This is a genomic window from Campylobacter sputorum (genome assembly GCF_002220775.1).
In the GTDB taxonomy this organism is placed as follows: domain Bacteria; phylum Campylobacterota; class Campylobacteria; order Campylobacterales; family Campylobacteraceae; genus Campylobacter_F; species Campylobacter_F bovis.
In genome coordinates this window covers 192,945-219,325 of sequence record NZ_CP019685.1, presented here as the reverse complement: position 1 = coordinate 219,325, position 26,381 = coordinate 192,945, and the positions used below count along the sequence as shown (strand labels likewise).

The following is a 26,381-nucleotide window of genomic DNA, read 5'->3' as shown; positions in this document are numbered from 1 at the left end:
TTTTCCTTTTATTTTATTTGTAAGTTTGTCCTAAAATCTCTTTTAACGCAGCATATTCTATACTTTCATTTTTATAAATATAAGCTCCTACCGATAAAAGCTGCTCTTTTACACCTATTAAATACTCACTTATTTCATTAAAGGCTTCATTTATGATATTTTCAACTTCTACTTGATTTGGGAAAATGCTTTGGGACATACCATATTCATAAGCTATTTTATGAGCTATTTGTTTTGCCTCTTCAAGATCATTTTTAGAATTTGAATACAAATCATTTCTATAAATTTTAAGTGCTGCCATACCAGCTAAATAAACCTTGATTTTAGCAAGTAGATGTTTTTTAGACTCAATTGAGTGTTCTACATTTATAAATTTATCTTCTAACATAGAAAATTTTTCAAATTTAAAATCAAGCCAAAAAGCACAGATTGCCTTAGCAGCCTGATAAATAGATAAAATTTCTTTTTCTTCATCACTATAGGTTATTGTTTTTCTTTTTCCATATAAAACACTTTTTTGAACAGCTTCAAAATCATCATTTGTTATTAGCCCTCCACCCATTCTAATAGCATGTATTGCAGCCTCATTTACAAGTGTTGCGATACCCGCACCGCTAAACCCTACGGTTGATTTTGCAATACTCATTATATCAACTTCACTTTGTTTATTTTTTAGATATGTTTTTAAAATAGCCGCCCTACTTTGTATATCTGGCATTGGTATAAAAATACGCCTATCAAATCTACCAGATCTAAGCAAAGCATCATCCATCATCTCTATTTTGTTTGTTGCAGCTATCACAATAACTCCAGAGCTATCTTCAAATCCATCCATTTCAGTTAAAAGCTGATTTAGCGTAGCTTCTCTTTCATCATTTCTGCCGCCACCTCTTGCTTTACCAACTGCATCAATCTCATCGATAAATATTATAGAAGGTGCGTAAGATTTAGCTTTAGCAAAAAGTTCTCTAACTCTTTTTGCACCCATTCCTACATAAATTTGAACAAAACTTGAACCACTTTGATAAAAAAATGGCACATTTGCTTCACCAGCAACAGCTTTTGCAATAAGTGTTTTTCCAACTCCAGGAGGTCCAACCATCAAAACACCCTTTGGTAAATTTATACCAAAATGTCTATATTTAGATGGATTTTTCAAAAAATCAACAATTTCACTTAACTCATTTTTTATCTCATCAATACCTGCAACATCATCAAATTTAACATTTGAAATAACAGGCGTTAAAGATGAGTTTATGATATTTTCTATATCTTCATTTTTTTGAAGAACTTCAGTTTGGGAAGTTTTTTGCTTATACTTTCTAACAATAAAAAATATTGTTATACAAAGCATAAAAAATATAACAATACCTAAAGATATATCCAAAAATTCACTGCTTTTTACCTGATCTATAGGAATTTTGCGTAGAGTTTTATTAAAATCTACCCCATTAGATAAAACTTGGTAAGCTTGGTTGTTTACAATGACTATCAAAAAATCATCTTTTATATACGCCTTTGATACAACATTTTGTTCAACCAAAGCATCAAACGCATTTAAACTTATAGTTTTTGGTGAATTTTTAAAAACAACAATACCGAAAAGTATAGCTAAAATAAACGCTAAAATGATAACTATTTTAATTTTAGTAAATTTAAAATTTGCAGTAATTTGCTTCATTTTTGATATCATATTCATCAACCTTTATCCATTTTTTAGCCAAATTTTTATTAGATTTTATACGAGACTTTATATAATATTGATCATATCCTTCGTAATAATCACCTTTTAATCTTTCAACCAATATCTCAAGTGGTTTTTTATGTTTATTTCTAAATTCTACACAATTATTCTCAGTTATTTTTTTAATAAGTTTTAAACGCTCTTTTGAAACAATGCCATTTATATTATTAGTTAAGGTTGCAGAATGCGTATTTTCACGCTTTGAATACACAAAAGCATGAAGATGAGTTAAAGGCATTTTTTTAAAATTTTCTAATGCTTCATCCCAAATTTCTTCGCTCTCTCCTGGATGCCCGACTATAAAATCTGTTCCAAGAGCAAATCCTAGCTCATTAAGCGAAGTAAAAAGCTCTAAATCGCTACTAAATTTATTTCTTCTTCTCATTATATTGAGCATTTTTTGACTAGTATGCTGAATGGCAATGTGAAGATGCCGCCCTAACCAACTCTCATTTAAAATTTCTTTAAAGCTATCATCTATTTGGCTTGGCTCTAAACTTCCAAGTCTTATACGCTTTAGACCTTTTATATTTCCAAGTTTGCCAAGAAGTTTGCCAAGAGTTGAGTTTGTATCGTTGCCATAACTTCCTATATTTGTACCAGTTAATACAAACTCACTAAAGCCATTGTCTACAAGAGATGAAACTTCATTTATAATGCCCTCTTCATTCATACTTCTTGATTTGCCCCTAACACTTGGTATTATGCAGTAACTACATCTAAAGTTACAACCTTCTTGAATCTTGATAAAAGCTTTTGTTTTGTCATTATAGGAATTTAAAGCATTTTCATCAACATTTTGTAAATTTCCAATATCATAAAAGGGGGCTTTTGAGTTTATAAATTTGTTTATATCTTTTTTTTGCGACATTCCAAAAACACCAAACAAATCGCCGTTATCATAAAGCTCTTTTCCTCTACTAATCGCACCACAGCCAGTCATTATAACTTTTTTACCAAGTGCTTTTGCATGATGGATATAGTTTCTACAATCAAAATCAGCTCCATTTGTCACAGTGCAAGAATTTACTATGATTATATCAGCGTCTTTTTCATTTTCAACAATCGCAGCATCACTAGCGTATTGCTTGATAAGTTCGCTATCATAAATATTTGTTCTGCATCCAAAAGTCTTTATATAAACTCTCAATACAACAACTCCTCGCCAATTTGTTTTGGGATATCTGGCATTTTTTTGCTTGTTTTATTCATAAAAAGTGTCTGTTTTGGATAAGTTATTTCTATATCGCTTTCCATCTTGATAGCTTCAATTATCTCAAAACTTATGGTACTTCTAAGAGAAAGAACTGTGTAAGCATTTGCCATATACCACACGCTTATATTTATACCATAAGGCTCAAAAAAACTAAAAATCCTTGGCTCTACATTTGGATTTTTTATACTATACTGGCTTCTTAATTTATTCATCTCTTTTTTTGCTATATCTGTATAACCCTTAGAGTATTTTCTAGCTATATTTTTGATAATATACATTGCTTTTTTATGATTTGATTCAAAAGTTATCATTATATCTATGCCATCCCAAACAGTTTTCATTCCATAGTGAGTATAGTTTGCTATAAGATCTGTGAAAATGTAGTTATTTGGGACAAATATTATCCTTCCTGCACGCCTTGTTTCTTTATAAGTAATAAGAGTAATATCTTCATATATTGTTATTCTAAGAAGTGATATATCGATTATGTCTCCAACTATATTTTCGCCATCTCTTCTAACTTTTATTCTATCTCCTACATGATAAGTTCCACCAAAAACCACAACTATCCATCCAAGCAAAGACATAAACATATCTTTCATGGCAATTGCAAGACCAGCTGAGGCAAAACCAAGAACAGTAACAAGATAAGTAACATTTTCTATATAAGCAAAAAGTAAAATGATGACAATAAGAGTAACATTTATAAAATTTATAATCTTATTTGCAGTATAAACTCTCTCATTTTGATCTATATATTTTTTTGCAATGTATTTAAATAAAAAAGATACAGCAATTATTATAAAAATCAAAATCGCTATACTAAAGGCGTTTGTAGCCTGTTCTTTCATATCTTTTGTTATAGAGTGTATTGTTTCATTTACCTGTTTTTCATATACATTTAAAGTTGTATACATTATGTCATTTGCTGAGTTAAACTCATTTAAATAATAATTTGTTTTTTGTATCAAATTTGAGATTTCTTTGCTTGGAGCAATATTTTCAATCTGAAGTAAAATATCTCTTTTTTCTTCAAATTTAGAAATCAAAATTTGAAGATTTGCCATTTTATTTGTATATTCTGTAAACTGTGAATTAAGTCTTTTTATAGCAGAAAAACCAGATATTATGTCAAATGGATTTTTTATACTAATGCCATCTTCTATCGGCATTGGCTGAGTCATATTTACAAATGGAGACTTTTGAAATTCTTTAAAAACCTCCATTTGTTTGTTTAGTGTAACCAGATTTTTTTCAAGTTCTGCTACAACTTTTTCATTTTTAGAATTTTTGATTTCAGATGCCAAAAGCTCTGCTTCATCTTTCATCTTTTGGTATGCATTAAAGTTTGAATACCTAATAAACCAAATATTATCTTTTAAGCTATTGTCTATGCTTTTGAGACTAGATTGTAAATTTTTTAAAGTCTCTAAAGAAGTGTTTTTATCATAAAAAGTAGTGTTAGTTTCGGAGTATACTAAGCTTATAAAAAAAATCGTAAAAAGTATTAATATCTTTTTCATTGAAATTTTTTCAAAACATCACAAACGATAACTTTATGAATATCATCGCAAATTCTAAAGCCATTTTCCTCATCAGGCAAAACAAATTTTATTTTTGAGTCTTTACTTTTTTTATCTAAGAAAAATGCCTCATAAAACTCATTTTCATCATCAACTTTGTATGTAGTTGGCAGTGAAAATTTTTCTAAAACATCTCTAATCTCATCTATATACTCCTTGCTGACAAAACCCATTTTTAAAGCTAGTTCATTTGCCATATTCATACCTATTGAAACTGCTTCGCCGTGTAAATATTTTTTGTATTTTGTTTGATTTTCTATAACATGTCCAAATGTATGACCATAGTTTAAAACAGATCTAATGCCATTTTCAAATTCATCTTTTGATACAACATTAGCTTTTAATTCTATACATTTTGAGATTATTTTGACTAAATTTTCATTTTTTAATGTATCAACATTTTTAATAAACTCAAAAAACTCTCTATCAAACATAATAGCCATTTTTATCGCTTCAGCTAGTCCCGCATAAAGCTCTCTTTTTGGTAAAGTTTGAAGAAATTTACTCTGGCAATACACAGCTAAAGGTTGATTAAAAATGCCTATTAAATTTTTACCAAATTTATTATTTATACCGGTCTTACCGCCAACACTAGCATCGACTTGGGCTAAAAGCGTAGTTGGTATGTTTATAAATTTAATGCCTCTTTCATAAATTCCAGCAGCAAATCCAGCCATATCGGTAACAACTCCACCTCCAAGAGCTATAACAATGCTATTTCTATCAAGTTTTGCTAAAAACATCTGTTCTAAAATGTGATTAATAGTATCAAAATTTTTATATTCTTCGCCATCGCTTACACAAATTACACTAAGTTCTTTACAGACTAAAATGTCTAAAATTGACTTTAAATGAAGTCCTGCTACTTTTTGATTTGTTATTACGCAAACTTTAGTATCAAATTTAAGCTCAGTTAACTCATCTATAAAAACTGTGTAATCTAGTTTTGAATCTTGCAATTTTACATTTATCTGCATTTTTCACCTTTAAATTTATTATGTCTCATTTGGAACAAAAAGCTGATAGTTGTCTTCTAACTTAAAATACACTCTATCCATATCGTTTGAAAATAGTGACATAAAATGATTTTGTAACATTTTATCGCTAAAATTTACAAATTGTAGCAAATTTTCTTTTTGTTTTAGCTTGAGTATAGGATTTGCGGAGTTATCATTTATTATTTCTACATTTTTATTAAATATTTTTGAAAGAGTTTTAAAATGTTCTATCAAGGCTTTATCTATATCTGGCTTTTGTATCTCATAATGATGAAGTTCTATTTCTAAATTTAGTTGAGAACAGATATCTAAGATAACAGATGAGTTTAATTCTATCTCTTCGCCAGTTCCCAATATAACGCCTTTTTGCAAATTTTGTGCACCAACTTTGCCAACTTTTAGTATTGGGATTCTAAGCTCAAAATACTCTTTTTTATATGATTCAAAGAATTTATTATTTGTTATGATAACGCCTATATCATGGTTAAATACATCTTGCTTTAAATTTTCCATTTTGCTACTAAAATGATCAAATTTAATATTAACTTGCGGATCATCGCATGTTTTTAATGTGTCTAATATTTTTGATGGTTTAGCATTGATAACTTTTATATAAAGTCTTTTATTTATTAAATTTTTATTAAAATACAAGCTATCTTCAAGAAGTCTTTGCATCTCATCTTCGCTCATTTTTTTCATATCAATGATAGTTAGGATATTGCTTCCAAAAGGCGAAGGAAAAAGACCTAAATTTTGTTTTATGCTTCTAAAAACTTGTCTTAAAAGCTTTGGATCCCCAACTACTAATAGCGTATCATTTGGCAAAATCATTGAAGTATAATTAACCACAAAATAACTTTGACCTCGATAAATCATACATATTTTCCAGCCTTTTTGTGCTATTGTGCTTATTCGCCTATACGCAAACGAACTTCCATAAGGTATCCTAACAGACATTATTTCACCTTCACCAAAGCCGATATTATCGGCTACAACAGGCACATCTGGCAAATAATCTAAAAATCTTGATGCTAGAATTTCTCTTGGATCAATAACTGTAAGATGATCATCAATTTCGTGTTCAAAGCCCCAAAAATCTATCAAATAAACTTCCATTTTAGGATTTATTTGTCTTATGTTATTATAAACTGCTTTTGTATCTAAAAGCTTTTTCATATTTATCATACAATGGCTAAATTCCAAATTTAAATCAAATATAGCCCTTTTTAACTTTTCTAAACTAGTTGGATCAAAACTTAGGAATTTAAAATTTTCAGATTTTGGTTTTTTTGGCAGTGTTGTATTTCGGTATGTGATGATGACAAAATTAAGTTTTGTCTCTTTTAGACTAAATACTCTTTCTAAGAAAGATTTTGCTAAAATTCCATCAGCTATGATTAAAATATTTTTCATACAAACTCCAAAGTTTAACTAAGGGATATTATATATAAAATGAAATTTAAAATAGATAAAATAGATCAAAACGCAAGGGCTTGTACGATACAAACTTCCCACTCTACGATACAAACTCCTATTTTTATGCCAGTTGGCACACTTGGGGCTGTAAAAAGTTTAGATGCAAATGATTTGTTAAATGAACTTGATGCAAAGATTATACTTGGAAATACTTATCATCTATATCTAAGACCTGGCTCAAAAATCATAAAAGAATTTGGTGGGCTGCATGGATTTACTAAATTTAATAGAAGCTTTTTAACAGATAGCGGCGGCTTTCAAGCATTTTCGCTAAGAAGCAATACAAAAAATGATGATTTAGGAATTAAATTTAAAAGTCACATAGATGGAAGTATGCATTATTTTACTCCAAAAAGTGTTCTTGATACGCAGTATGATTTCAATAGTGACATAATGATGATATTAGACGATCTTCCGGCACTTCCAGCTAGCAAAGAAAGGATAGAATTAAGCATAAAAAGAACTTTGTCATGGGCAAAAATAGCCATAGATTATCATGAGCAAAACAAGCAAAATGGTATAGGCATAAATCAAAATATATTTGGAATTATACAAGGCGGAACAGACTATGAAGCAAGAAAACTTTGTTCACAAAGCTTATGTGAAATGAACTTTGATGGACTTGCCATAGGTGGGCTTAGTGTTGGCGAAAGCAATGATGAGATGTATGATACTGTTGAAGCAATGATGCCATTTGTTGATACAAACCGCCCAAGATATCTAATGGGAGTTGGCACGCCTGAAGATATAGTTGAAAATATAGAGCGTGGTGTTGATATGTTTGATTGTGTAATGCCAACAAGAAATGCAAGAAATGGCACTCTTTTTACAACTTTTGGCAAGATAAATATAAAATCAGCCAAATTTATAAATGATCATAACCCGATAGATCCAAACTGCAACTGCTACACATGTCGTAATTTTTCAAGAGGGTATTTAAATCATCTTTTTAAATCAAGAGAGCTTACATTTTTTAGATTAGCGAGTATTCATAATTTGCATTACTATCTAAGCTTAGTAAAAGAAGCAAGAGAGGCGATTTTGCAATGTAAATTTAGTAAATTTAAAAAAGAATTTTATGCAAAAAGAGACAAAAATGAAATTTAGCTCTACACAATATTTGTATTTTGATCATTACGATATGCTTAGCATTGTTACTAGCGAAAGTAGCGTAAATTTTATCTTTGTAAAATCTCAAATTTACACAGAAGATGAGAATTTTTGCACCATTGTAGATAAAGAATTCTTTATTTTGGCTCTAAAAAATATGTAAGCACATATAAAGAAAAAAGTTCAAAATATACAAAATTTGTAGAAAATCATGAAAAAATTTTCATTGATAATTCATATGACGCCAAATTTTCACGTAAATACCATACAAAAAAGTATGAAATAACAAATTTTTTAAGAAAATTTGCTGATTTTACAGAAGCTTTGGAGCTGTGTTTTAACGAACAAAGTTTTTTAAAAAAAACAGCTAAAACCTATCATAAATGAGTTAAAAATTTACAAAGATGAGCTAAAAGATAATCTTTCAAGGCTAGATGATATCCATGCTCATATAATATCTTTAAGAAATGATAGAATCACAAAAGATATCTATATCCTAACTTTGGCATCTACTATATTTTTACCACTAAATTTAGTAACTGGATTTTTCGGTATGAATACAAAAGGAATGTTTTTTAATAAATTTGAAAATGGCACAACAATAGTTGCTTTTATTATAATTTGTATAGTAATTTTGTTAATATCAATTTGGATTATTAAAAGGCATAAAAATAACTAATAATATTCATCATTTTAAATCTGTCTATGCTATCATTTGCAAAACAAATAGTTAGATAAATTTGCTTAAATAGAGTTTATTTATGTAGTTTATTTGGTATTTACACCAAATTAATATAGCTTTAAATTTGAAGCATTATGGTGCTTTACACTATTTCTAATAAACAAACTTTTTTTGCATAGCAAACATAATAAAAAGGCTAACATAAGACACTAAAAACCATTAAAAATATATTTTTTCGTAATCAAATCCTGTAATTTCAAAGGATTATAACCAAAAAAATAATTTTATATTAATTAAAACTTAGTATTTAAAAATTCTTCAAGCTCTTGTATCTGATTTTCAACACTTGAATTTGCAGTGCCACCTACACTATTTCTAGATTCTTTTGAGTTATTTAAACTTAATGTTTTTATAGCAGTTTCATCTATATTTTCATCAACGCTTTTCAACTCTTCATAACTAAGCTCACTTAAATCCAAACCTTTACTCTCTGCTATGGCAACACATTTTCCTGTTATAAAATGGGCTTTTCTAAAAGGGATATTTTTCTGCCTAACTAAAAAATCCGCCAAATCAGTAGCAACAAGATGTCCTGTTTTGCATGCTTTTAGCATATTTTCGCTATTTATACTCATACTATCAATCATCTCATTTAGTATTATTAAACTAGTTTTAGCAGTATTTACGCTATCAAAAACACCCTCTTTATCTTCTTGCATGTCCTTATTATAAGCAAGGGGTAAAGATTTCATGGTAGTAAGAAGAGCTATTAAATTTCCATAAACTCTGCCAGTTTTACCGCGTATTAGCTCGGCTACATCTGGATTTTTTTTCTGTGGCATTATAGAGCTTCCTGTTGAAAACTTATCACTCATACTTATAAACATAAATTCTTGAGAACTCCATAAAATAAGCTCTTCGCATAATCTTGAAGTGTGAGTAAATATTAAAGATATATCAAAAAGTAGCTCAAGGGCAAAATCTCTATCACTTACACTATCCATACAATTTGATGTAACACCATCAAATCCAAGAGCCTTAGCAACTTCAAATCTATCGATTTTATGTGGTGTTCCAGCAAGTGCAGCACAGCCAAGCGGACTAAAATTATTTCTTTTAAAAGAGTCTTTTAGTCTATAAATATCTCTTTTAAACATAAAACAATACGCAAGTAAGTGATAGGCAAAAGATACAGGCTGAGCGTGTTGAAGATGAGTAAAACCGGGCATTATAGTATCTTTATGCTCTTTAGTTTTTTTAAGAAGCGTTTTAATCAAATTTAAAAGTAAATTTGAAATTTCTTTAAACTCATTTAAAACAAACATTCTAAAATCAAGCGCAACTTGGTCATTTCTGCTTCTTGCAGTGTGCAGTCTTCCGCCAAGATCTGCTCCTATAATCTCACTTAATCTTTTTTCAACAGCCATATGAATATCTTCATCTTCTATTTTAAAGACAAATTTATCACTTTGAATTTCTTTTAGAACTTCATTTAAACCATCAACTATTTTTTCACTATCATTTTTATCTAAAATGCCACATTTTCCAAGCATTGTAGCATGTGCTATAGAGCCATTTATGTCTTGCAAAAAAAGATTTTTATCGTAATTTATAGATGCATTAAATTCTTCTAATAGTTTTGAACTAGCCTCACTAAATCTACCAGACCACATTTTTTGCATAAATGCTCCTTATTACCACTCTATGTAAGTTTTGGCTTTTTTTATATCATTAAAATTTATTATAATTTCACCATTTTGAGTTTGCAAAATTATCTCATTATCTTTTATATTTAGTATTTTACCGCTTAAATTTTCATTATTTTTGCATGTTATTTTTACAAGTTCATTTATACTATTTGCAAAATTTTCTATACTTGTAAGCCTTCTTTCAAGCCCTGGACTACTAACTTCTAAAATCCAATCTCCGCCAACTGGAGGCTCTACATCAAAAATAGGCGACAAAAGCTTACTTACTTTTTCGCAATCTTCTAGATTAATGCCACCATATTTTGTTATAAAAATCCTATAAATAGTTTTTGATGGTAAGCTTTGTGTTTCTACACCATAAAATTTAACACCACATTGCTCGACCAAAGATGATAAATCAACCATTTTTCTTTAGTTCCTTTGAAATTTTATCAAACAAATCGTCCATATGATTTTGATACTCTAATCTATCGTCAAATTTAAAATGAAGTTGTGGAGCTCTAAACCAACCTTGATCTTCTAAACAATAATTTTGGATGATTTTTGAAGCTTTTTTTAAATGGTTTAAGATATAACTTTGCTCTTTTTCATCATAAAACATCTTGTCTAGATAAACAAAAGCATCATATCTTCCTTTTTTGCACTCTACATCTGTAACACAAAGACCCTTTAGCATATCATCTCCAAGAGTTGCAAAAGCTTCTGGGATAATTTGCTTTAAAACGCTTTGCGTTCTAAGTCTTTTAATTTCAGCTGAATTCATATACTAACTTGTTCCTCTATCTCTTTATAACTTTCTATATAATCACCTTGTCTTAAATCATTGTATCCATCTATACCAACGCCACACTCATAACCTTTTGCGACCTCTTTTACATCATCTTTAAAGCGTTTTAATGAACTAACATTTCCTTCATAAACAACAACACCATCTCTAATAAGTCTTATTTTTGCACCTCTATTTATAGTGCCTTCAGTTACCATACATCCAGCAATAGCTCCTACTTTTGGTACATTTATAACCTGCCTTATCTCAGCTTGTCCAAGTTGCTCTTCTCTAAGAATTGGGCTCATTAAACCACTAAGTAGCATTTTCACATCGTCAATTAAACTATATATAACATTATATGTTTTTATCTCAACGCCACGTTCTTTTGCTTGTTCTTTTATAGTTCCAGTTGGTCTTATATTAAAACCTAAAACAACACAATTTTGACTAGCACTAGCAAGACCAATATCGCTTTGAGTTATACCTCCAATACCTGAGTGAATGATATCAACTTTAACCTCTTCGTTTCTAAGCTTTTCCAAGCTTGCCTTTATAGCCTCTAAGCTACCTTGAACATCTGCTTTTATAATTATAGGTAGCGATTTTATCTCACCTTCTTTTATTTTATCAGCAAGCTCATCAATGGTAACTTTTGTAGATTTAGAAAGTTCTTTTTGTCTTAGATACTCCATTTTCTTTTGAGCATATTCTCTTGCTTCTTTTTCACTTTTAACACTTATAAGAGCTTCTCCTGCTTCAGGAACTTCGCTAAGTCCAGTTATAACACCACACTCTCCTGGTTTTATACTTTTAAGTTTAACGCCCTTATCGTCACTTAAGCTTCTTACTCTACCATAAGCAACACCTGCAACAACGGTATCTCCTAAATTTAAAGTTCCGTTTTCTACTATAATGGTTGCAACAGGACCTCTACCTTTTTGCAAAGAACTTTCAACTATCACGGCTTTTGCATCTCTATTTGGATTTGCTTTTAATTCCAAAATATCAGCTTGTAAAAGCACAACTTCAAGCAGTTCTTCTACTCCCATTCCTGTTTTTGCTGAAATTGGCACAAATTCATATTTTCCGCCCCATTCAACTGGTAATACATCAAGTTCTGCTAATCCACTTTTTACCATATCTGGATTTGCAGATTCTTTATCCATTTTATTTATAGCGATAATGATAGGCACATTTGCACTCTTTGCATGATTTATAGCCTCTATTGTTTGTGGTTTTACGCCATCATCTGCTGCAACAACTATGATTACTATATCCGTTACTTGTGCACCTCTTGCTCTCATAGCAGTAAATGCTTCATGGCCTGGGGTATCTATAAATGTTATATTTCTGCCATCTTTATTTACCATATAAGCACCAACATGCTGAGTAATACCGCCTGCTTCACCACTTGCAACACGAGAATTTCTTATATAATCAAGCAAACTTGTTTTACCATGATCAACATGACCCATTATAGTAATAACAGGAGTTCTACTTACACCATTTTCTTTATCAATTTCAACATCATCATAAGCTTTTACATAATCAAAGCCCTCTTTTGTATCAACTATATTTACCTCAACACCAAACTCATCAGCCAAAATTTCTATAGCATCATCATCCAAAAAATCATTTTTAGTTGTCATCATACCTAGCATAAAAAGCTTTGATATAATCTCACTTGGTTGTTTATTTAGTCTATCAGCAAATTCATAAACTCTAATTTCTCTAGGTATATTTATGGATGTTATTATCTCATTATTATCTTTTTTTTCTACTTTTTTATGTTTTTTTCTAGCTTTTCTTTGTATGCTCTGTTCGCCTAAAACTTTGTTAAAAGACTGCTTTAAAACATTTGTCTGTTTTTTATTTTGATGATTTACAGTTGGAGTAAATTCTTTTGTTGTAAGATCTGGTAAAATTACCATATCTTCATCTTCTAAAACAATTTCAGCCATTTCGCCAAGCAAATCAACTTTTTGAACTGATTCTTTTTTTGAAACTGCAACTTTTTTCTTTTTTTCTTTTTTCTTTTTATCTAAATTTGCATCGCTATTTGAAAATGCATTTTCTAAATTTAAATATTTTAATGCCTCTTCTTTTGTTTTAGAAATCTCTTTTGATATCTTTGTTATATCTTCTTGTTCTTCTTCTTTTTTCTTTTTTACTATTACAAGTCCTCTTCTTTTTTGTAAAGACGCACTAGCTAGCGTTTCTATAGGCTTTTGTGTATTTTGAGGAATACTTTTTTCTTTTGGTTTATCTTCTTGTGTAGGTTTTGTATTTTCTTCTTTTTTTATCTCATCTTTTTTGGTTTTTTGCGTTTTAGATGCACTTTTCTCCTTTGGCTTACTTTCTTCTTTGGAATCTTTTTTTGATTTTTTAGCAACTGCTTTTTTTTCTTTTTTAGCCAATAACTCATCTGAAATTACGCCTGTTTGAACATAAATATATATAGCTTCTGCTTCTTTTTCATTTACTGAACTATCAGCTTTTTTTACACTTGTCAAGCCCATTTCTTGAGCTTTTTTTATGATTTCAGCATTAGAACAACCAATCTCTAATGCAATTTCACTAATCTTCACACTCGCCATTTACTAGCTTCTCCTTTAAGTCCTGCTCAGTTATTTTATGTATATTTTTAATATATCTACTAAGAGGTTTTTTTATAAATTTCATATCTTTTTCTAAACAATCCACACAAATATAAAAACTTCTACCAACACCATTCCAATGCTTTATATCTTGATTTTTAGCTTCGTATCTGCAAAGCTCTTTTTGAGGAAATCTATTTTTGCATACCACACACATTCGAATTTGTAAGCACTTGTTTTTCTCTTTCACTATTATATCTTTGTTTTTCTTTTTTTTTGCTTTTTTAATTTATTATAATACCATCATTTTGAAATGAAAATATCTCAACTCTAAAATTTGGAAATTTATTTATAAAAAGTTTTTTAAATTTATTAGCGTCGTCTTTATGAACTATATTTAAAAAACTAGATCCACTTCCAGAAAGTGTGCTCATAATAGCACCATTTTCATAAGCCAAATTTCTAACTTCAAAAAGCTCCGCTAAAGCCTTCATTCTAATGTCTTCATGAAGCATATCCTTGCAGGCATAACGCAAACTATCATACTGCTTTGTAAAAAAACATGCCGTCAAAAAAGACGCGTGAGATATGTTGTTTACACACTCTAGGGTTGTATATTTTTTAGGGAGTTTTGATCTTGATTCTTTTGTGCCCATACTCTTTGATGGTATTACAACAACAGCTTTTATATCTGAACTTATATCGCATTTTTTAAAAAGCACTTTATTGTTATTTATTATAGAGCAGGTAAAACCGCCAAAAGTTGCAGGAGTTATATTGTCTGGATGGTTTTCATAAACCAAAGCTTTATTTAATATAGTATATTTATCTACTTTAAAATTTGCTATTTTATAAGCAGATGCTATAGCAGAAACTATAACTGCAGAACTACTTCCAAGTCCTCTAGAAAAAGGTATATAGTTTTTAAATTTAAATTTAAAATTTTCTCTTTTTCCAGTAAGTTCTAAGAAAATTTCATTAAAAATATTTACAAAAGTATTATTTTTTTTTAAAAAAGACTTATTGCATCCTTCTCCGCTAATAGAAATAGTTTGAACCTTAAAAGGTTTGATTTCTACTTCATTAAAAAACTCCAATGCAAGTCCTAATGTATCAAAACCTGGTCCTAAATTTGCACTAGTTGCTGGAACTAAAATTTTCAATCAAATATCCTTAAATAGGGCTAATTATATAATTTGGCAAAGTATCATCATAAATTTTTACATCTTTTAGTTTTTTTGGCAAAAAAAACCCGCCACTTTGGATTTTTTGCATATTTATTTTACCATTTTGCAAAATAAAAGACATATTTTTATTTGCTCTTATTACTCCATTATTGCTTACATCAAATCCACTAATAGCACTAAATTTGATACCTTTTATGATACAAAATGTTTTTAAAATAATATAACTTAGTTTTATGCCCATAAAACTACCTGGTCCATTTGTATATATAATATGAGTTATGTCAAATTTTTTTAAAGCTAATTGCAAAATCTCTGGCAAACAATCACCGCATTTCTTATCGCTTTTAAAATAATCTATCAAATTCCCATTTTCATATATGCCAACCAAAAAAGGTGATGAAAGGCAAATAACTAAAATTTCAACTTTTTTTATGCGAAAGCCTTTGCATACTCTACAGATTTCTCGCCATCTAGTGTTAAAATTTCATAATTTTCTTCACTGCTTAATATATCTAGCGTAAGTTTATGGTTTAATTCATGACTTCCAGCATAAGCCGTATATTTACCAATCATTGGAAGTCCAAGCAGAGCTAAATCACCAATAGCATCTAAAATTTTATGCCTTACAAACTCATTTTCAAACCTAAGTCCTTCTGGGTTTAAAATTCTATTTTCGTCTATAACTACTGCATTATCTAAACTTCCACCAAGTGCTAGATTTTTAGATCTTAGCATTTGAACATCTTTTAAAAATCCAAATGTCCTAGCTTTTGCAATCTGTTCTATAAAATTTTTTTTACTAAAATCAAATACGAAATTTTGTGTTCCTATAACAGGATTATCAAATTTAATCGTATAATCAAATTTAAAATCTTTAGATGGTTCTATTTTTACAAATTTATTACCCATTCTAACTTCAACTGGCTTTTTTATGGATAAAATTTTCTTCTTTTTATCAAGCTTTCTAATCCCAGCCTCATCTAAAAGCATACAAAATGCCATAGCACTGCCATCCATTACAGGAACTTCGTTTGCATCTAAAACAACTCTAATATTGTCTATCCCATAAGCACTAATTGCACTCATTAAATGTTCTATAGTTGAAACATAACCATCTTTTGAACCAAGGACAGTTGCCATTTGTGTATTTATAACATTTTTTGGTTCAGCTTTAAAACTAATACCTAAATCACTTCTATAAAATACAACACCCATGTCTGATTCAAGAGGTTCTAAGATTAATTTTATAGGCTCACCTTTATGTAAGCCTATACCAACACCCTCTATCCTTTTTCCTATTGTAATTTGATTCAAAACTATATCCTTAATATCTACTAATAAATCAGATTATTTTTTATCTACCATAGCTTTTTTAGCACTATTTAAAATATCATAAACATTTTCTTTCATCCATTTTTTATCCATCCACTCTTCAGGTCTTACTTCTATTCCTTGAACAATCATACCAAAATGAAGATGGTCCCCAAGTGCAAGACCAGTAATTCCAGTATTTGCAATATTTTGTTTTTTTATAAAAACATCCCCTAGTGATACATTGATACTTGAGCAGTGTCCATATAAACTATATAGACCAAAACCATGGTATAAAATCAAATTTAATCCATATATCCCATTTTCATTTGCAAAAACAACTTGACTTGGATTATTTGATGTTATCTGTGCTTGTGCCACGCTAGCAAAATCTATTCCCATATGCCAAGATTCGCTAATTGTGTTTTTTTTATCACCATAATAGTAAAATCTATGATCACCGAAACTAGCTACAGCCATTCCATTGTTTAAAGGAAAAAATGGAGATATATCAAAATTTTCCAACATTCCATCTGGAACCTTTGAAGTTATTTCTCTTATTTTATCCTCATTACCTATCCTAAGTGTCTCATTTACAAATTTAAATTTCTCAAGCCTAGAAAGAGAAGAAGGATCTTGTGCGTATATATTTGCAAGATCTTCTATTTTACCATCTAAAAAATTATCTTTAAGCTCTATTGATGATTCTTTATAAACTCTATTTTTTAAAAAATATCTAATCCTTGCCTTGCTTATATTTCCGGCATAATCCTCAGCTACTACATCAGCACTAAAGTTTTGCTCACTTACTGGCCAAGCAACTAAAGCAGCATAATACCCTTCTTTATAAAAAGGCGTTGCTATAAATTCTTTTCCATAATTAGTCTGTATATAAACTCTTTTTAGTTGTTCATCATTTGCCCTAAATACTACAGTTGCTGCACCACCTTTTGCTATAGAATATGATTGATTGATAACATAAATTTCTGGTCTTTTTGTATCAACGCTAACGGTTGCTTTTTTTATAGTGCTATTGCCTGTTAGTTTCCAATAGCTTTTATCAACGGCTTCAACAACTAATGTATATTCATTTTTAGAAGCAAAAAATCCTGTTTTAGGAAATACAATATCAAGTTTTGCATTTTTTTGAGGAATTTCAAAAGTTTCATTTGCAATAGTAACGCTTTTTGTTCCATCACTTAAACTAACTCTTATAAATTTAATACCACTATCATCGCTAACTTCTATAGGAAGTGGATTTTTCAAATTCCAATAAATCTTGTTATCTAGCTTTACCTCAGGTGAATTTCTTTCAAACATAGGAGTTTTGAGAAGATAAACACAACCAATTCCAACTATAACAAAAATTATAAGAAATATTATACCGCCAAAACTTCTACCGTTTCTTGCCATTAAAAACCTTTAAAAATATATTAAGTCTTGATTTTAACTAAATTTCTATAAATTTTTTGTAAATTTATAATTTAAATTTAAAGAATTTCCCTTATTTTTCTAGCCTCGCTCATCCAATTTCTAAGCTCATCCCATTTTTTGTGTTTAATTAAATTTTCACATATGTCAAGCTCTTTTCTAAACATATTAATAGCAAAAAGTATATTTTCGCTATTTTGTTTAAATATATCACTCCACATTTCAGGAGAGCTTTTTGCTGTTCTTATCATATCGCTAAAGCTACCACCTCTTAGAGCTAAAATGTGTTTGATATCTTCTTCTTTCATAACACTATTTGCCAAAGAAAAACTTATAACATGAGTTATGTGAGATATAATTGCTGCGTGATGGTCATGTTCAGTTGCACTCATAAAAACTATTTTCATACCGATATGTGAAGCAATTTCAACTATTCTTCTTCTATGAATTTCAGAGTTTTGCTCCATATCACAAAGAACCATCACAGCATCTTTAAATAAATCATCTTTTGCAGCCATTGGTCCAGAAAATTCTGTTCCTGACATTGGATGAGCTGCAACAAAATTTTTTCTGATAGCTCTTGGAACATTTGATAAAATTTCAACTTTTGTGCTTCCAAGCTCTACAATTGTTAAATTTTCATCTATGTCACCAAAACTCTGGGTTATTTTTATGATAGCCTCTACAGGAACGGCTAAAAAAATGATATCGCATTTTTTTTTCATATCCTCTATATCCATAATGGAGCCAACTAAACCTAAATTTAAAGCATCTTCTTCATTTTGCTTATTTATGTCATATCCAACAATGCTTGAAACTATTTTAGTTTTTTTCAAACACAACCCCATAGAACCACCTATTAATCCAAGTCCAACAATTCCTACTCTCATACTTTTCCTTAAAATTAATAAAAAAACAAAATTATTATGGTATTATATCACTTTTTAATACTAGTATTTTAGGTAAAATTTAATGAAAAAACAAGTTATTTTAGCTTTATTAACAACTTATAGTTGTGTTTATGGTGTAGAAATAAAATCTATAAATTTTGAAGGTTTGGTTCAACTATCGCCTACAGTTGCAACTCAAATAGCAGGTCTTGGTATAGGTGAAGAACTAACTCCGCAAAAATCAGATAGGGCTATTAAAAAATTATTTGAGCAAAATTATTTCAATGATATTTATATTGACAATAAAGATGGTCATATAACTTTTATCGTAAAAGAAAGACCAAGTATTGCCAAACTAGACATAGAAGGTGTTGTTACAAACGATAAAAAAACTATAGAATCTCTCATAGGAATCAAACAAGGTCAAATTTATGACACATTTGGTATGGAAAAAGCAAAAGAGAGAATCAGACAATTTTATGAAGTAAAAGGTTTTTTTGATACCGTTGTAGTAGTAGATACAAAGCCAATAGCAGAAGGATCTAGCGGTCTTCATGTAACCATGAAAGTAAATAGAGGAGAAAAAATAATCATCCAAAATGTAAATTTGGTTGGCGCAAAAGAACTTGATTATTCAGATATAGAGCCAGCTGTTGCAAATAAACAAAAAGAGATATTAGGCTGGATGTGGGGATTTAATGATGGTGGTGCTAAAATTTTTGAACTTGCAAATGATCCTGCAAAAATACTAGATGAATATTTTAAAAAAGGCTACCTAGATGCAACAGTTTCAACGCCATATTTTAATGCATTTATGGATAACTACACAGCAGAACTTACATACTATATAACAGAGGGTGAAAGATATAAAATTTCAGATATTACTTTAGAAATCCCGGATTTTGTGGGCGTAGATGCAGATGAAATAAAAGATAATTTTAAGCTTGAAGTTGGCGACACGATGAATTCTCAAAAATTAAGATTTGATACTAAAAAAATAGAAGATGCCGTCGCAAACAAAGGATATGCATATGTAAGAGTTATACCACAAACAGATAAAAATCAAGATAATCACACAGTTGCTATACATTATAAAGTTATACCTGGAAATCAAGTTTATATAAGAAATGTTCATATCGCTGGAAATGAAAAAACAGCAGATAAAGTTATAAGAAGAGAGCTTTATCTAACAGAAGGAAATTTATACAATAGACAAGATATGTTTGATTCTAGGAATGCACTAAAAAGAACGAGTTATTTTGATGAAGCTCAAATAAAAGAAGAGAGAGTAAATGACAATCAAGTAGATTTGCTTGTAGATGTAAAAGAGGCACCTACTGGATCAATTACCGGCGGTATCGGATATGGAAGTAGTGATGGCTTGCTATTAAGTGCAAGTTTATCTGATACGAATGTGTTTGGAACAGGATTAAAAGGTGTTATAGGTATAGATAAAAGTGATGATGAGCTAAGTGGAAGGATAGGTTTAACAAATCCAAGACTATTTGATTCAAGATATAGCCTAAGCGGCATGGTATATGCTAATAACTACGATTGGGATACATACGAAGAAGATGCATATGGATTTACAACTTCTATAGGAAGACAACTAGGAAGATATACAAATGTATCTTTGGCTTATGTTATAGAGCAAAGCGACATTAAAAAACTAAGTGATTCCCTTATAAGAACTGGCTATAAAACAGGTAAAAATTTAAAAAGTGCATTTATACCATCTATATCTTTTGATAACACAGATGATTACTATTTGCCAAGAAACGGAATCATAGCTTCTACTTCTCTTGAAGTGGCAGGAGCTGGCGGAGATTCTGAATTTTTTAAAAATAGAACCAAATTTAATATTTATCAAGGGTTAGCAGATTATATCGGATATGATTTAATCCTAAGATACAAATCTGAGTTTCAAAAAGCTTGGGATAATGGTTACTTGCCGATTAACGAAAGAATATATCTAGGAGGTATGAGGTCAATTAGAGGATTTGATTCAAGAAGTGTATCTCCTAAAAATATTTATGGAGATGAAATAGGTGGCGAAATATCATTTAATAACTCTGTAGAATTAAGTTTTCCTTTAATAGATAGAATCAAAATGAGAGGTTTGGTATTTTTTGATTATGGTATGATAGGTGAGGGTAACAATATCGATCAAATCAAAAGATATAGCACAGGTGCTGGTATAGAATGGAATACACCCATTGGTCCGCTTCAGCTTATATTTACAAAACCTCTCAATGATAAAGCAGGAGATGATACAAATACATTTGAATTTATGATTGGAAGTAGATTTTAGTATAAAAAAATGGTAAAGATTTTAACTCTTTACCTTCTTAAGAGAAAAAGTAAAAAAACAAATTGATGCTACAATTATGATACTAGCTCCGCTTGTAAGATTGTATTTAAAACTAAAAAATAATCCAATTATACAAAAAATAGCCGATAAAACAGAAGATATAAGCATCATATCTCCAAGCCTTTTTGCAAAATTTTGAGCGATAAAAGGCGGAATAGTAAGAAGGGCGATTATGAGTATAAGCCCAACAACTCTTATAGTTGCAACTATACATAATGCTATCATGCAAATAAGCAAATAATAAAATACATTTACATTAACGCCTCTTAATTTTGCAAATTCTCTATCAAAACTTATAGCACCAAATTGCCTATAAAACAGACAAACAAGAGCTATACAAACCAAATTTATAACACCAATAAAAACAAGATCATAGTTGCTAACTGCCAAAATAGAACCAAAAAGGTAACTCATTAAATCAGTATTATATCCTGGAGTTAAATCTATAAAAATGATACCAATAGCCATACCAAATGCCCATATGGCACCTATGACTGAGTCTATTTTGCCACTATCTTTTAGGGTAATTGTAGCTATGATTATGGCTAATAATAAAGAAAAAAACCCGGCTCCCAAAAGCGGTTCAAGAGAGAAAAAAAATGCAAGTCCTATGCCACCATATGCCCCATGTGCAATTCCACCTGCTATAAAAGACATATTATTTACAACAATCAAAGAGCCTATTATCCCACACGCAATGCTTACTAAAAGTCCAGCCATAATGGCGTTTTGAACAAAGCTCATATTTAAAATTTCTACCATTATCCCTCTTTTGTATGAAAATCACAACCGCAACTATTTAAAGCCAACTCAACATCGCAAAAATGCTGATGATTTTTAGTTAAATGTGATATAAGCTCTTGTTTAGAAAATTCTAAAGGTATATCATGAAGATATAAATTTTTACTCACATAAGCAACTTGTGAAGCATAAGAAAGGGCTAAATTTAAATCATGGCTTATTAAAATCACACCAATTCCATTTGAGTTTATGTCTTTTAAAAGCTCATAAATATCCGTTTGTCCTTTTGTATCTATACTAGCAGTTGGTTCATCTAGCATTAAAATTTTAGCTTTCGCACAAAGAGCTCTTGCTATATAAACTCTTTGCCTTTGCCCAACACTCAAATCGCCTATCTTAGTAAAACTAAACTTATCCATAGATACTTTTTCAAGTGCTTTTATAGCAAGATTTTTTTGTTCTTTTGTATAAAATCCAAATATTTTTTTATCTATAACACCCATCAATACGACATCTATAACACGCATTGGAAAATTTAAATTCATAAGAAAAGTTTGAGGTACATATCCGATATCTTTTGTTATATCTTTTGGAAATTTATCAAAAATTCTGATTTCTCCCATACTAGGTTTTAAAAGTCCAAGCATTAGTTTTAAAAGAGTTGTTTTGCCACCGCCATTTGGACCAATAATTACTAAAAAATCTTTTATATCATATGTTAGGTTTATATCTTGCAATACTATTTGCTCATCATAAGAAAAACTTAAATTTTCTATCCTAATGTCATTCATCACAATACACTTATCTTATTTGAAATATACAGCATAAAAACTCCAAAAAATAACATGATAAAAATTGCCAAAAGCTCAGCATAAATTTTTAAATTTTTAAATTTAGCAAACGCATTTACCCCAGAACCAAAAATAGCAGAGATAAATATTACACTACTCATTCCAAGTGCCATAAAAACAGCACTTGCAATAGCCACAAAATAGCTTCCTAGTTCAAAGGCAAGTATAAAAACAAGCACAGTCCCAGGACAAGGAACAAGTGCCGCACAAGCAGCTACAAGCCACTCTGAATATGTTTTTGGCTGCATTTGTAAAGATTTGCAAGCCATACAACCACAACCTTTTTGATGCCATTTGAATTTTGGCTTTTGTTTTTTTAAACTCTTTAATTTTTTATAAAGCATATAAACCGCAATACAAATTATCATTATAGCAGAAATTTTAGTAGTTATAGAAGATATATTTTTTGTATAAATCATACTAAATTTAGATAAGATAAAAAACATAAGAAACACAAGTAAAAATGCTCCAACAACATGCAAAAAACCTACTTTTAAAGAGAAATTTAGTGCTTTTATATGACTACCGCCATTTGCAGTAAAATAAGCGCTTGTTAGCATTTTGCCATGTCCTGGTCCAGCAGCATGGAAAAAACCATATATAAAAGAAAAAAGTAAAATAGCACTCATAGTAAAAATCGAAAAATGCTCTTTATTTTGCTTCAATAAATCTTTTAAATCATCTAAAAAACTAATACTAATTTTATTTAATTCACTTATTTTTTGCATATCAATCTTATCGATTTCATGATATTTATTAGCACTTTTATCTAACAGTGAGTTAAGAGTTGGTTTTTGGGCATGGATAATGGCTTTTTTTTGTGAAGTCATCTCATAATACACAGTATTTAAATTTACATTATCTACTAAAAATACATTATCATAAAGCTCAAATGAATCTAAATGCGAAATTTTAAAATTAAAATATCCCATTTTATCATGGATATTTAATACCAAAACTCTACTAAATTTTATATCTAAATTTATATTTAAAATTAGATTAAACTTAAGTCTATTACCTTCATAATAAACCTTATGACTAACCTCTTTAAATTTAAGCTCAGAGCTTTTTTGCCCTTCATCATAAAACGATAAATGAGTAAGATAATTTAAAGGTTTTAGATATTTTATAAGAGCGTTTTCTATCTCTTTTAACTCTTTTTTATCTAGTTTTAAATCCGAATTTATGTCATAATCGTATTTAGTAAGATCAGAAAAATTTTCAGAAAAAGTCCAAATAAGTTCTAAATTTTCTATGATATCTTTTTTAGTTTTAAACTTAACTTCTATATGAGCAGTTGGGGTGTAAAGAGCACAAAGAGCACACCCAAATGCACTAATATTAAAAACATTTAGTAACAAAAGGGTGTAAAAAAACTTTTTTATCATAAACTTTTAGCAAATACTATAGCTGTTTGTTTCATACTCTCTTCCCAATTTTGTGGAAGTTGATCTATCTCAACTACACTAGCGTTTGTCTCTTTTGCTATTAAATTTGCAGATTTTTTAGAAAACTGCGGTGCAACAAATATAACTTTGATATTTTCTTCTTTAACTTCTTTTATAAGCTCTTTTAAATCAGCTATTTTTGGCTCTTTTCCCTCAATCTCTATAGGAATTTGCACTAAATTATATCTTTTTGCAAAATATCCCCAAGATGGATGATAGACTATAAAAGATCTATTTTTAACATTTTTTAGTTCGTTTTCTATAAATTTATCCAAATTATCAAGATTTGCAATAAATTTATCTAAATTTTTGCTATACAAATCTTTGTTTTCAGGAAAAGCTTTAATAAGAGCATCTGCTATGGTTTTAGCTTGAGTTTTTACAAGAATAGGGTCAAGCCATATATGCGGATCTAATCCATCGTGATGATGGTGATGGTGTTCTTCATGTGCTTCGTGATCGTCATGCTTATGATCTGCTTCGTGGTCATGGTCTTCATGCTTTTCATCATGATGTGCTTCGTGATCATGATGTTCATGTCCGTGAGACGCCATTTGAATTTTTTCTATACCATCAGAAGTATTTACTATAATCAAATTTGGATAAGATTTTTTAAATCTATCAAGCCAAGTATGCTCAAAATCAATGCCTACTGCAAAATACAAAGTGCTTTTTTCAAGATTTTTCATCTGTGCTGGTTTTGGTTCATAAGTGTGCGGATCTGCACCTTTTCCTACCATAACATTTACATCTATAGTATTACCTGCAATTTGTTCTACAAAGTATTTAGTTGGCAATATACTTGCAGTTACTATAGGTTTTGCAAGCAAAAAACTGGCACCAAATAGCAAAAACATCAACGCTTTTTTCATCTGTTCTCCTTAAAAATTTTCCTAAAAGTCTAACAAAATGCAACTTAGTTGCAACTTAAATTTTATATATTTGTAAATTTGAAAATCATTATTATATATTTATAAATTTTAATTTTATTATATTATTAGATTTTTAAGATATCATTTCAAAAAAAGAGTATGAAATGGACGCAAAAAAACTTTTAGAAGACAATAAAATAAAAGCAACACCGCTAAGAGAAAAGATTATTAAAATTTTAAACTCAAGTAAAGCTCCTCTTAGTTATGACGAAATTTTATCGCAAATAAATGCAAACAAAACTACATTTTATCGCAATATGGAGCTTTTTGAATCTAGTGATATAGTAATAAAAACAGAAAATAATCATAAAAGCTATTATGAGTTAGCAAACGAGGCAAAAGCATATTTTTTTTGCGATATTTGTAAACAAATTACAAACATTGAAGTTCCAGCTATAAGCGATGTAAATAAGGTAAAAAGCGTCATCATAAAAGGAATTTGTAAAAATTGCAATCTTTAATATAAATTTTTAATCTAAAGTGATAAAATGTATCAATCTTAAATCACAAAGGAGATAAAATGGCTGCAAGTGAAACAAATATTGAATCATTAAAAAAAGAAGTTGATGATTTAAAAAAAGAGTTAAAAGATGTTACTAAAACATTAAAAGAAACAGTTGAAAATTTCGCAAAAAATGCAAAAGATAGCTTTTTGGATGAATCTAAAATGGACGAAATCAAAAAAACATTAGAAGACTTAAAATCAAAAGGAAAAGATGGCATTGAAAACATCAACGATACAATAAAATCAGACCCTATAAAAAGTGTTGCCGTAACTTTTGGCGTTGGCTTACTTTTAGGCTGGATACTTAAGAAATAATGGCAAGTATATCTGAGTTTATCATTTCGTTTTGCGAATTAGTTGAAGCACAAACAGATGAGATAAGATATTCCTTTGAAAAAAGTGCCAAAAATATTATAGTATATGTTTTTTTGACACTTTTATCTTTAATAGGATTTATATTTTTAATAATTGGAATAGACTTGTTATTACAAACTTTTGTTGGGATGGTTTATTCTAAATTTATAACCGCTATAATATCATTTGCCTTTACTTTTATACTTTACAAAGTTTTAATATGCAAACACAAATAAAACAACAAAAACTTAAAAATGTTATTTCTATGCTAAACAACGAAACAACACCTATCAAAAAATTAACGCTAAAAGAAGCAAAGATTAAACTCTTAAAAAGTGATTTTACAACAGATATTAGCAACGAACTCAAACTTATAAATGAAGGTAATCTCAGTGCTGCTTTGGTATGTTTTTTAGATAGAAATTTCATCTTTCCAACTCTTTTAAAATTTATAAATAAAATTTCTAAAAAATAGT

General features: G+C 29.5%; 26 protein-coding genes and 1 pseudogene. 8 read left to right on the top strand and 19 right to left on the bottom strand.

What is annotated here, in order from left to right:
- Positions 1–13 precede the first annotated feature (13 nt).
- From CSPB_RS01135 to CSPB_RS01115, 5 genes are read right to left on the bottom strand one after another with little or no spacing between them, the layout of a single operon-like run.
- Positions 14–1,693 (bottom strand): AAA family ATPase, encoded by a 1,680-nt coding sequence (locus CSPB_RS01135; RefSeq protein WP_418219546.1) that lies wholly within the window; start codon positions 1,691–1,693, stop codon positions 14–16.
- A complete protein-coding gene (gene mtaB, locus CSPB_RS01130; RefSeq protein WP_089192825.1) occupies positions 1,656–2,894 on the bottom strand; it encodes a tRNA (N(6)-L-threonylcarbamoyladenosine(37)-C(2))-methylthiotransferase MtaB in 1,239 nt (412 codons plus the stop codon). Before mtaB ends, CSPB_RS01135 begins: the two co-directional genes overlap by 38 nt.
- Positions 2,891–4,483, bottom strand: a complete 1,593-nt coding sequence (locus CSPB_RS01125) for a mechanosensitive ion channel family protein (RefSeq protein WP_089192824.1) — start codon at positions 4,481–4,483, stop codon at positions 2,891–2,893. Before CSPB_RS01125 ends, mtaB begins: the two co-directional genes overlap by 4 nt.
- Entirely contained in the window at positions 4,480–5,520 is a 1,041-nt protein-coding gene (aroB, locus tag CSPB_RS01120; RefSeq protein WP_089192823.1) for a 3-dehydroquinate synthase, read from the bottom strand. Before aroB ends, CSPB_RS01125 begins: the two co-directional genes overlap by 4 nt.
- Positions 5,521–5,538: 18 nt before the next feature.
- Entirely contained in the window at positions 5,539–6,954 is a 1,416-nt protein-coding gene (locus tag CSPB_RS01115; RefSeq protein WP_089192822.1) for a COG3400 family protein, read from the bottom strand.
- A gap of 39 nt (positions 6,955–6,993) precedes the next feature.
- On the opposite strand from CSPB_RS01115, the gene tgt reads away from it, so the two are divergent.
- From tgt to CSPB_RS08995, 3 genes and pseudogenes are all read left to right on the top strand, one after another.
- Positions 6,994–8,124 (top strand): tRNA guanosine(34) transglycosylase Tgt, encoded by a 1,131-nt coding sequence (tgt, locus tag CSPB_RS01110; RefSeq protein WP_089192821.1) that lies wholly within the window; start codon positions 6,994–6,996, stop codon positions 8,122–8,124.
- A complete protein-coding gene (locus CSPB_RS08565) occupies positions 8,114–8,290 on the top strand; it encodes a hypothetical protein (protein WP_161492171.1) in 177 nt (58 codons plus the stop codon). Before tgt ends, CSPB_RS08565 begins: the two co-directional genes overlap by 11 nt.
- A 210-nt stretch (positions 8,291–8,500) precedes the next feature.
- Positions 8,501–8,806, top strand: a pseudogene (locus CSPB_RS08995) (CorA family divalent cation transporter); the annotation flags it as partial.
- Positions 8,807–9,102: 296 nt separating this feature from the next.
- Here CSPB_RS08995 and argH read toward each other — a convergent pair.
- The 10 genes from argH to CSPB_RS01050 form a co-directional block, all read right to left on the bottom strand.
- Positions 9,103–10,491, bottom strand: coding sequence for an argininosuccinate lyase (gene argH, locus CSPB_RS01095; RefSeq protein ID WP_089192818.1), 1,389 nt, complete (start codon positions 10,489–10,491; stop codon positions 9,103–9,105).
- A gap of 12 nt (positions 10,492–10,503) precedes the next feature.
- The gene (gene rimP, locus CSPB_RS01090; RefSeq protein WP_089192817.1) at positions 10,504–10,923 is read right to left on the bottom strand and encodes a ribosome maturation factor RimP; all 420 of its coding nucleotides are present in this window, start codon (positions 10,921–10,923) and stop codon (positions 10,504–10,506) included.
- Positions 10,916–11,281 (bottom strand): 30S ribosome-binding factor RbfA, encoded by a 366-nt coding sequence (rbfA, locus tag CSPB_RS01085; protein ID WP_089192816.1) that lies wholly within the window; start codon positions 11,279–11,281, stop codon positions 10,916–10,918. Before rbfA ends, rimP begins: the two co-directional genes overlap by 8 nt.
- A complete protein-coding gene (gene infB, locus CSPB_RS01080; protein ID WP_089192815.1) occupies positions 11,278–13,884 on the bottom strand; it encodes a translation initiation factor IF-2 in 2,607 nt (868 codons plus the stop codon). The genes rbfA and infB overlap by 4 nt, the downstream gene beginning before the upstream one ends.
- Positions 13,865–14,134 (bottom strand): DUF448 domain-containing protein, encoded by a 270-nt coding sequence (locus tag CSPB_RS01075; protein ID WP_235606486.1) that lies wholly within the window; start codon positions 14,132–14,134, stop codon positions 13,865–13,867. Before CSPB_RS01075 ends, infB begins: the two co-directional genes overlap by 20 nt.
- A gap of 34 nt (positions 14,135–14,168) precedes the next feature.
- Entirely contained in the window at positions 14,169–15,047 is an 879-nt protein-coding gene (gene thrB / locus CSPB_RS01070) for a homoserine kinase (RefSeq protein WP_089192813.1), read from the bottom strand.
- Positions 15,048–15,057: 10 nt separating this feature from the next.
- Complete coding sequence (locus tag CSPB_RS01065; RefSeq protein WP_227484206.1) at positions 15,058–15,432, bottom strand: glycoprotease; 375 nt, start codon at positions 15,430–15,432, stop codon at positions 15,058–15,060.
- Between the two features lie 68 nt (positions 15,433–15,500).
- Positions 15,501–16,385 carry a UDP-3-O-acyl-N-acetylglucosamine deacetylase gene (gene lpxC / locus CSPB_RS01060; RefSeq protein WP_033916970.1) on the bottom strand — a complete coding sequence of 295 codons (885 nt, stop codon included), beginning with the start codon at positions 16,383–16,385 and terminating at the stop codon, positions 15,501–15,503.
- 33 nt (positions 16,386–16,418) lie between these two features.
- Complete coding sequence (pgp6, locus tag CSPB_RS01055; RefSeq protein ID WP_089192812.1) at positions 16,419–17,795, bottom strand: peptidoglycan metallopeptidase Pgp6; 1,377 nt, start codon at positions 17,793–17,795, stop codon at positions 16,419–16,421.
- 77 nt (positions 17,796–17,872) lie between these two features.
- Entirely contained in the window at positions 17,873–18,703 is an 831-nt protein-coding gene (locus CSPB_RS01050; RefSeq protein ID WP_089192811.1) for a prephenate dehydrogenase, read from the bottom strand.
- Positions 18,704–18,785: 82 nt separating this feature from the next.
- On the opposite strand from CSPB_RS01050, the gene bamA reads away from it, so the two are divergent.
- Positions 18,786–21,014 (top strand): outer membrane protein assembly factor BamA, encoded by a 2,229-nt coding sequence (bamA, locus tag CSPB_RS01045; protein WP_089192810.1) that lies wholly within the window; start codon positions 18,786–18,788, stop codon positions 21,012–21,014.
- Positions 21,015–21,035: 21 nt separating this feature from the next.
- On the opposite strand, the gene CSPB_RS01040 is transcribed toward bamA, so the two are convergent.
- Genes CSPB_RS01040 through CSPB_RS01025 form a run of 4 tightly spaced genes read right to left on the bottom strand, consistent with a single transcriptional unit; the run spans position 21,036 to position 24,986 of the window.
- A complete protein-coding gene (locus CSPB_RS01040; RefSeq protein WP_089192809.1) occupies positions 21,036–21,836 on the bottom strand; it encodes a metal ABC transporter permease in 801 nt (266 codons plus the stop codon).
- A complete protein-coding gene (locus tag CSPB_RS01035) occupies positions 21,836–22,606 on the bottom strand; it encodes a metal ABC transporter ATP-binding protein (protein WP_089192808.1) in 771 nt (256 codons plus the stop codon). Before CSPB_RS01035 ends, CSPB_RS01040 begins: the two co-directional genes overlap by 1 nt.
- The gene (locus CSPB_RS01030) at positions 22,606–24,054 is read right to left on the bottom strand and encodes a HoxN/HupN/NixA family nickel/cobalt transporter (protein WP_089192807.1); all 1,449 of its coding nucleotides are present in this window, start codon (positions 24,052–24,054) and stop codon (positions 22,606–22,608) included. Before CSPB_RS01030 ends, CSPB_RS01035 begins: the two co-directional genes overlap by 1 nt.
- A complete protein-coding gene (locus tag CSPB_RS01025) occupies positions 24,051–24,986 on the bottom strand; it encodes a metal ABC transporter solute-binding protein, Zn/Mn family (protein ID WP_089192806.1) in 936 nt (311 codons plus the stop codon). Before CSPB_RS01025 ends, CSPB_RS01030 begins: the two co-directional genes overlap by 4 nt.
- A 164-nt stretch (positions 24,987–25,150) precedes the next feature.
- On the opposite strand from CSPB_RS01025, the gene CSPB_RS01020 reads away from it, so the two are divergent.
- From CSPB_RS01020 to CSPB_RS01005, 4 genes are read left to right on the top strand one after another with little or no spacing between them, the layout of a single operon-like run.
- The gene (locus CSPB_RS01020) at positions 25,151–25,507 is read left to right on the top strand and encodes a Fur family transcriptional regulator (RefSeq protein WP_089192805.1); all 357 of its coding nucleotides are present in this window, start codon (positions 25,151–25,153) and stop codon (positions 25,505–25,507) included.
- Between the two features lie 59 nt (positions 25,508–25,566).
- Complete coding sequence (locus CSPB_RS01015; RefSeq protein WP_033916979.1) at positions 25,567–25,866, top strand: ElaB/YgaM/YqjD family protein; 300 nt, start codon at positions 25,567–25,569, stop codon at positions 25,864–25,866.
- The gene (locus CSPB_RS01010) at positions 25,866–26,141 is read left to right on the top strand and encodes a hypothetical protein (RefSeq protein WP_033916980.1); all 276 of its coding nucleotides are present in this window, start codon (positions 25,866–25,868) and stop codon (positions 26,139–26,141) included. The genes CSPB_RS01015 and CSPB_RS01010 overlap by 1 nt, the downstream gene beginning before the upstream one ends.
- Positions 26,126–26,380, top strand: coding sequence for a hypothetical protein (locus CSPB_RS01005; protein ID WP_089192804.1), 255 nt, complete (start codon positions 26,126–26,128; stop codon positions 26,378–26,380). Before CSPB_RS01010 ends, CSPB_RS01005 begins: the two co-directional genes overlap by 16 nt.
- Position 26,381 lies beyond the last annotated feature (1 nt).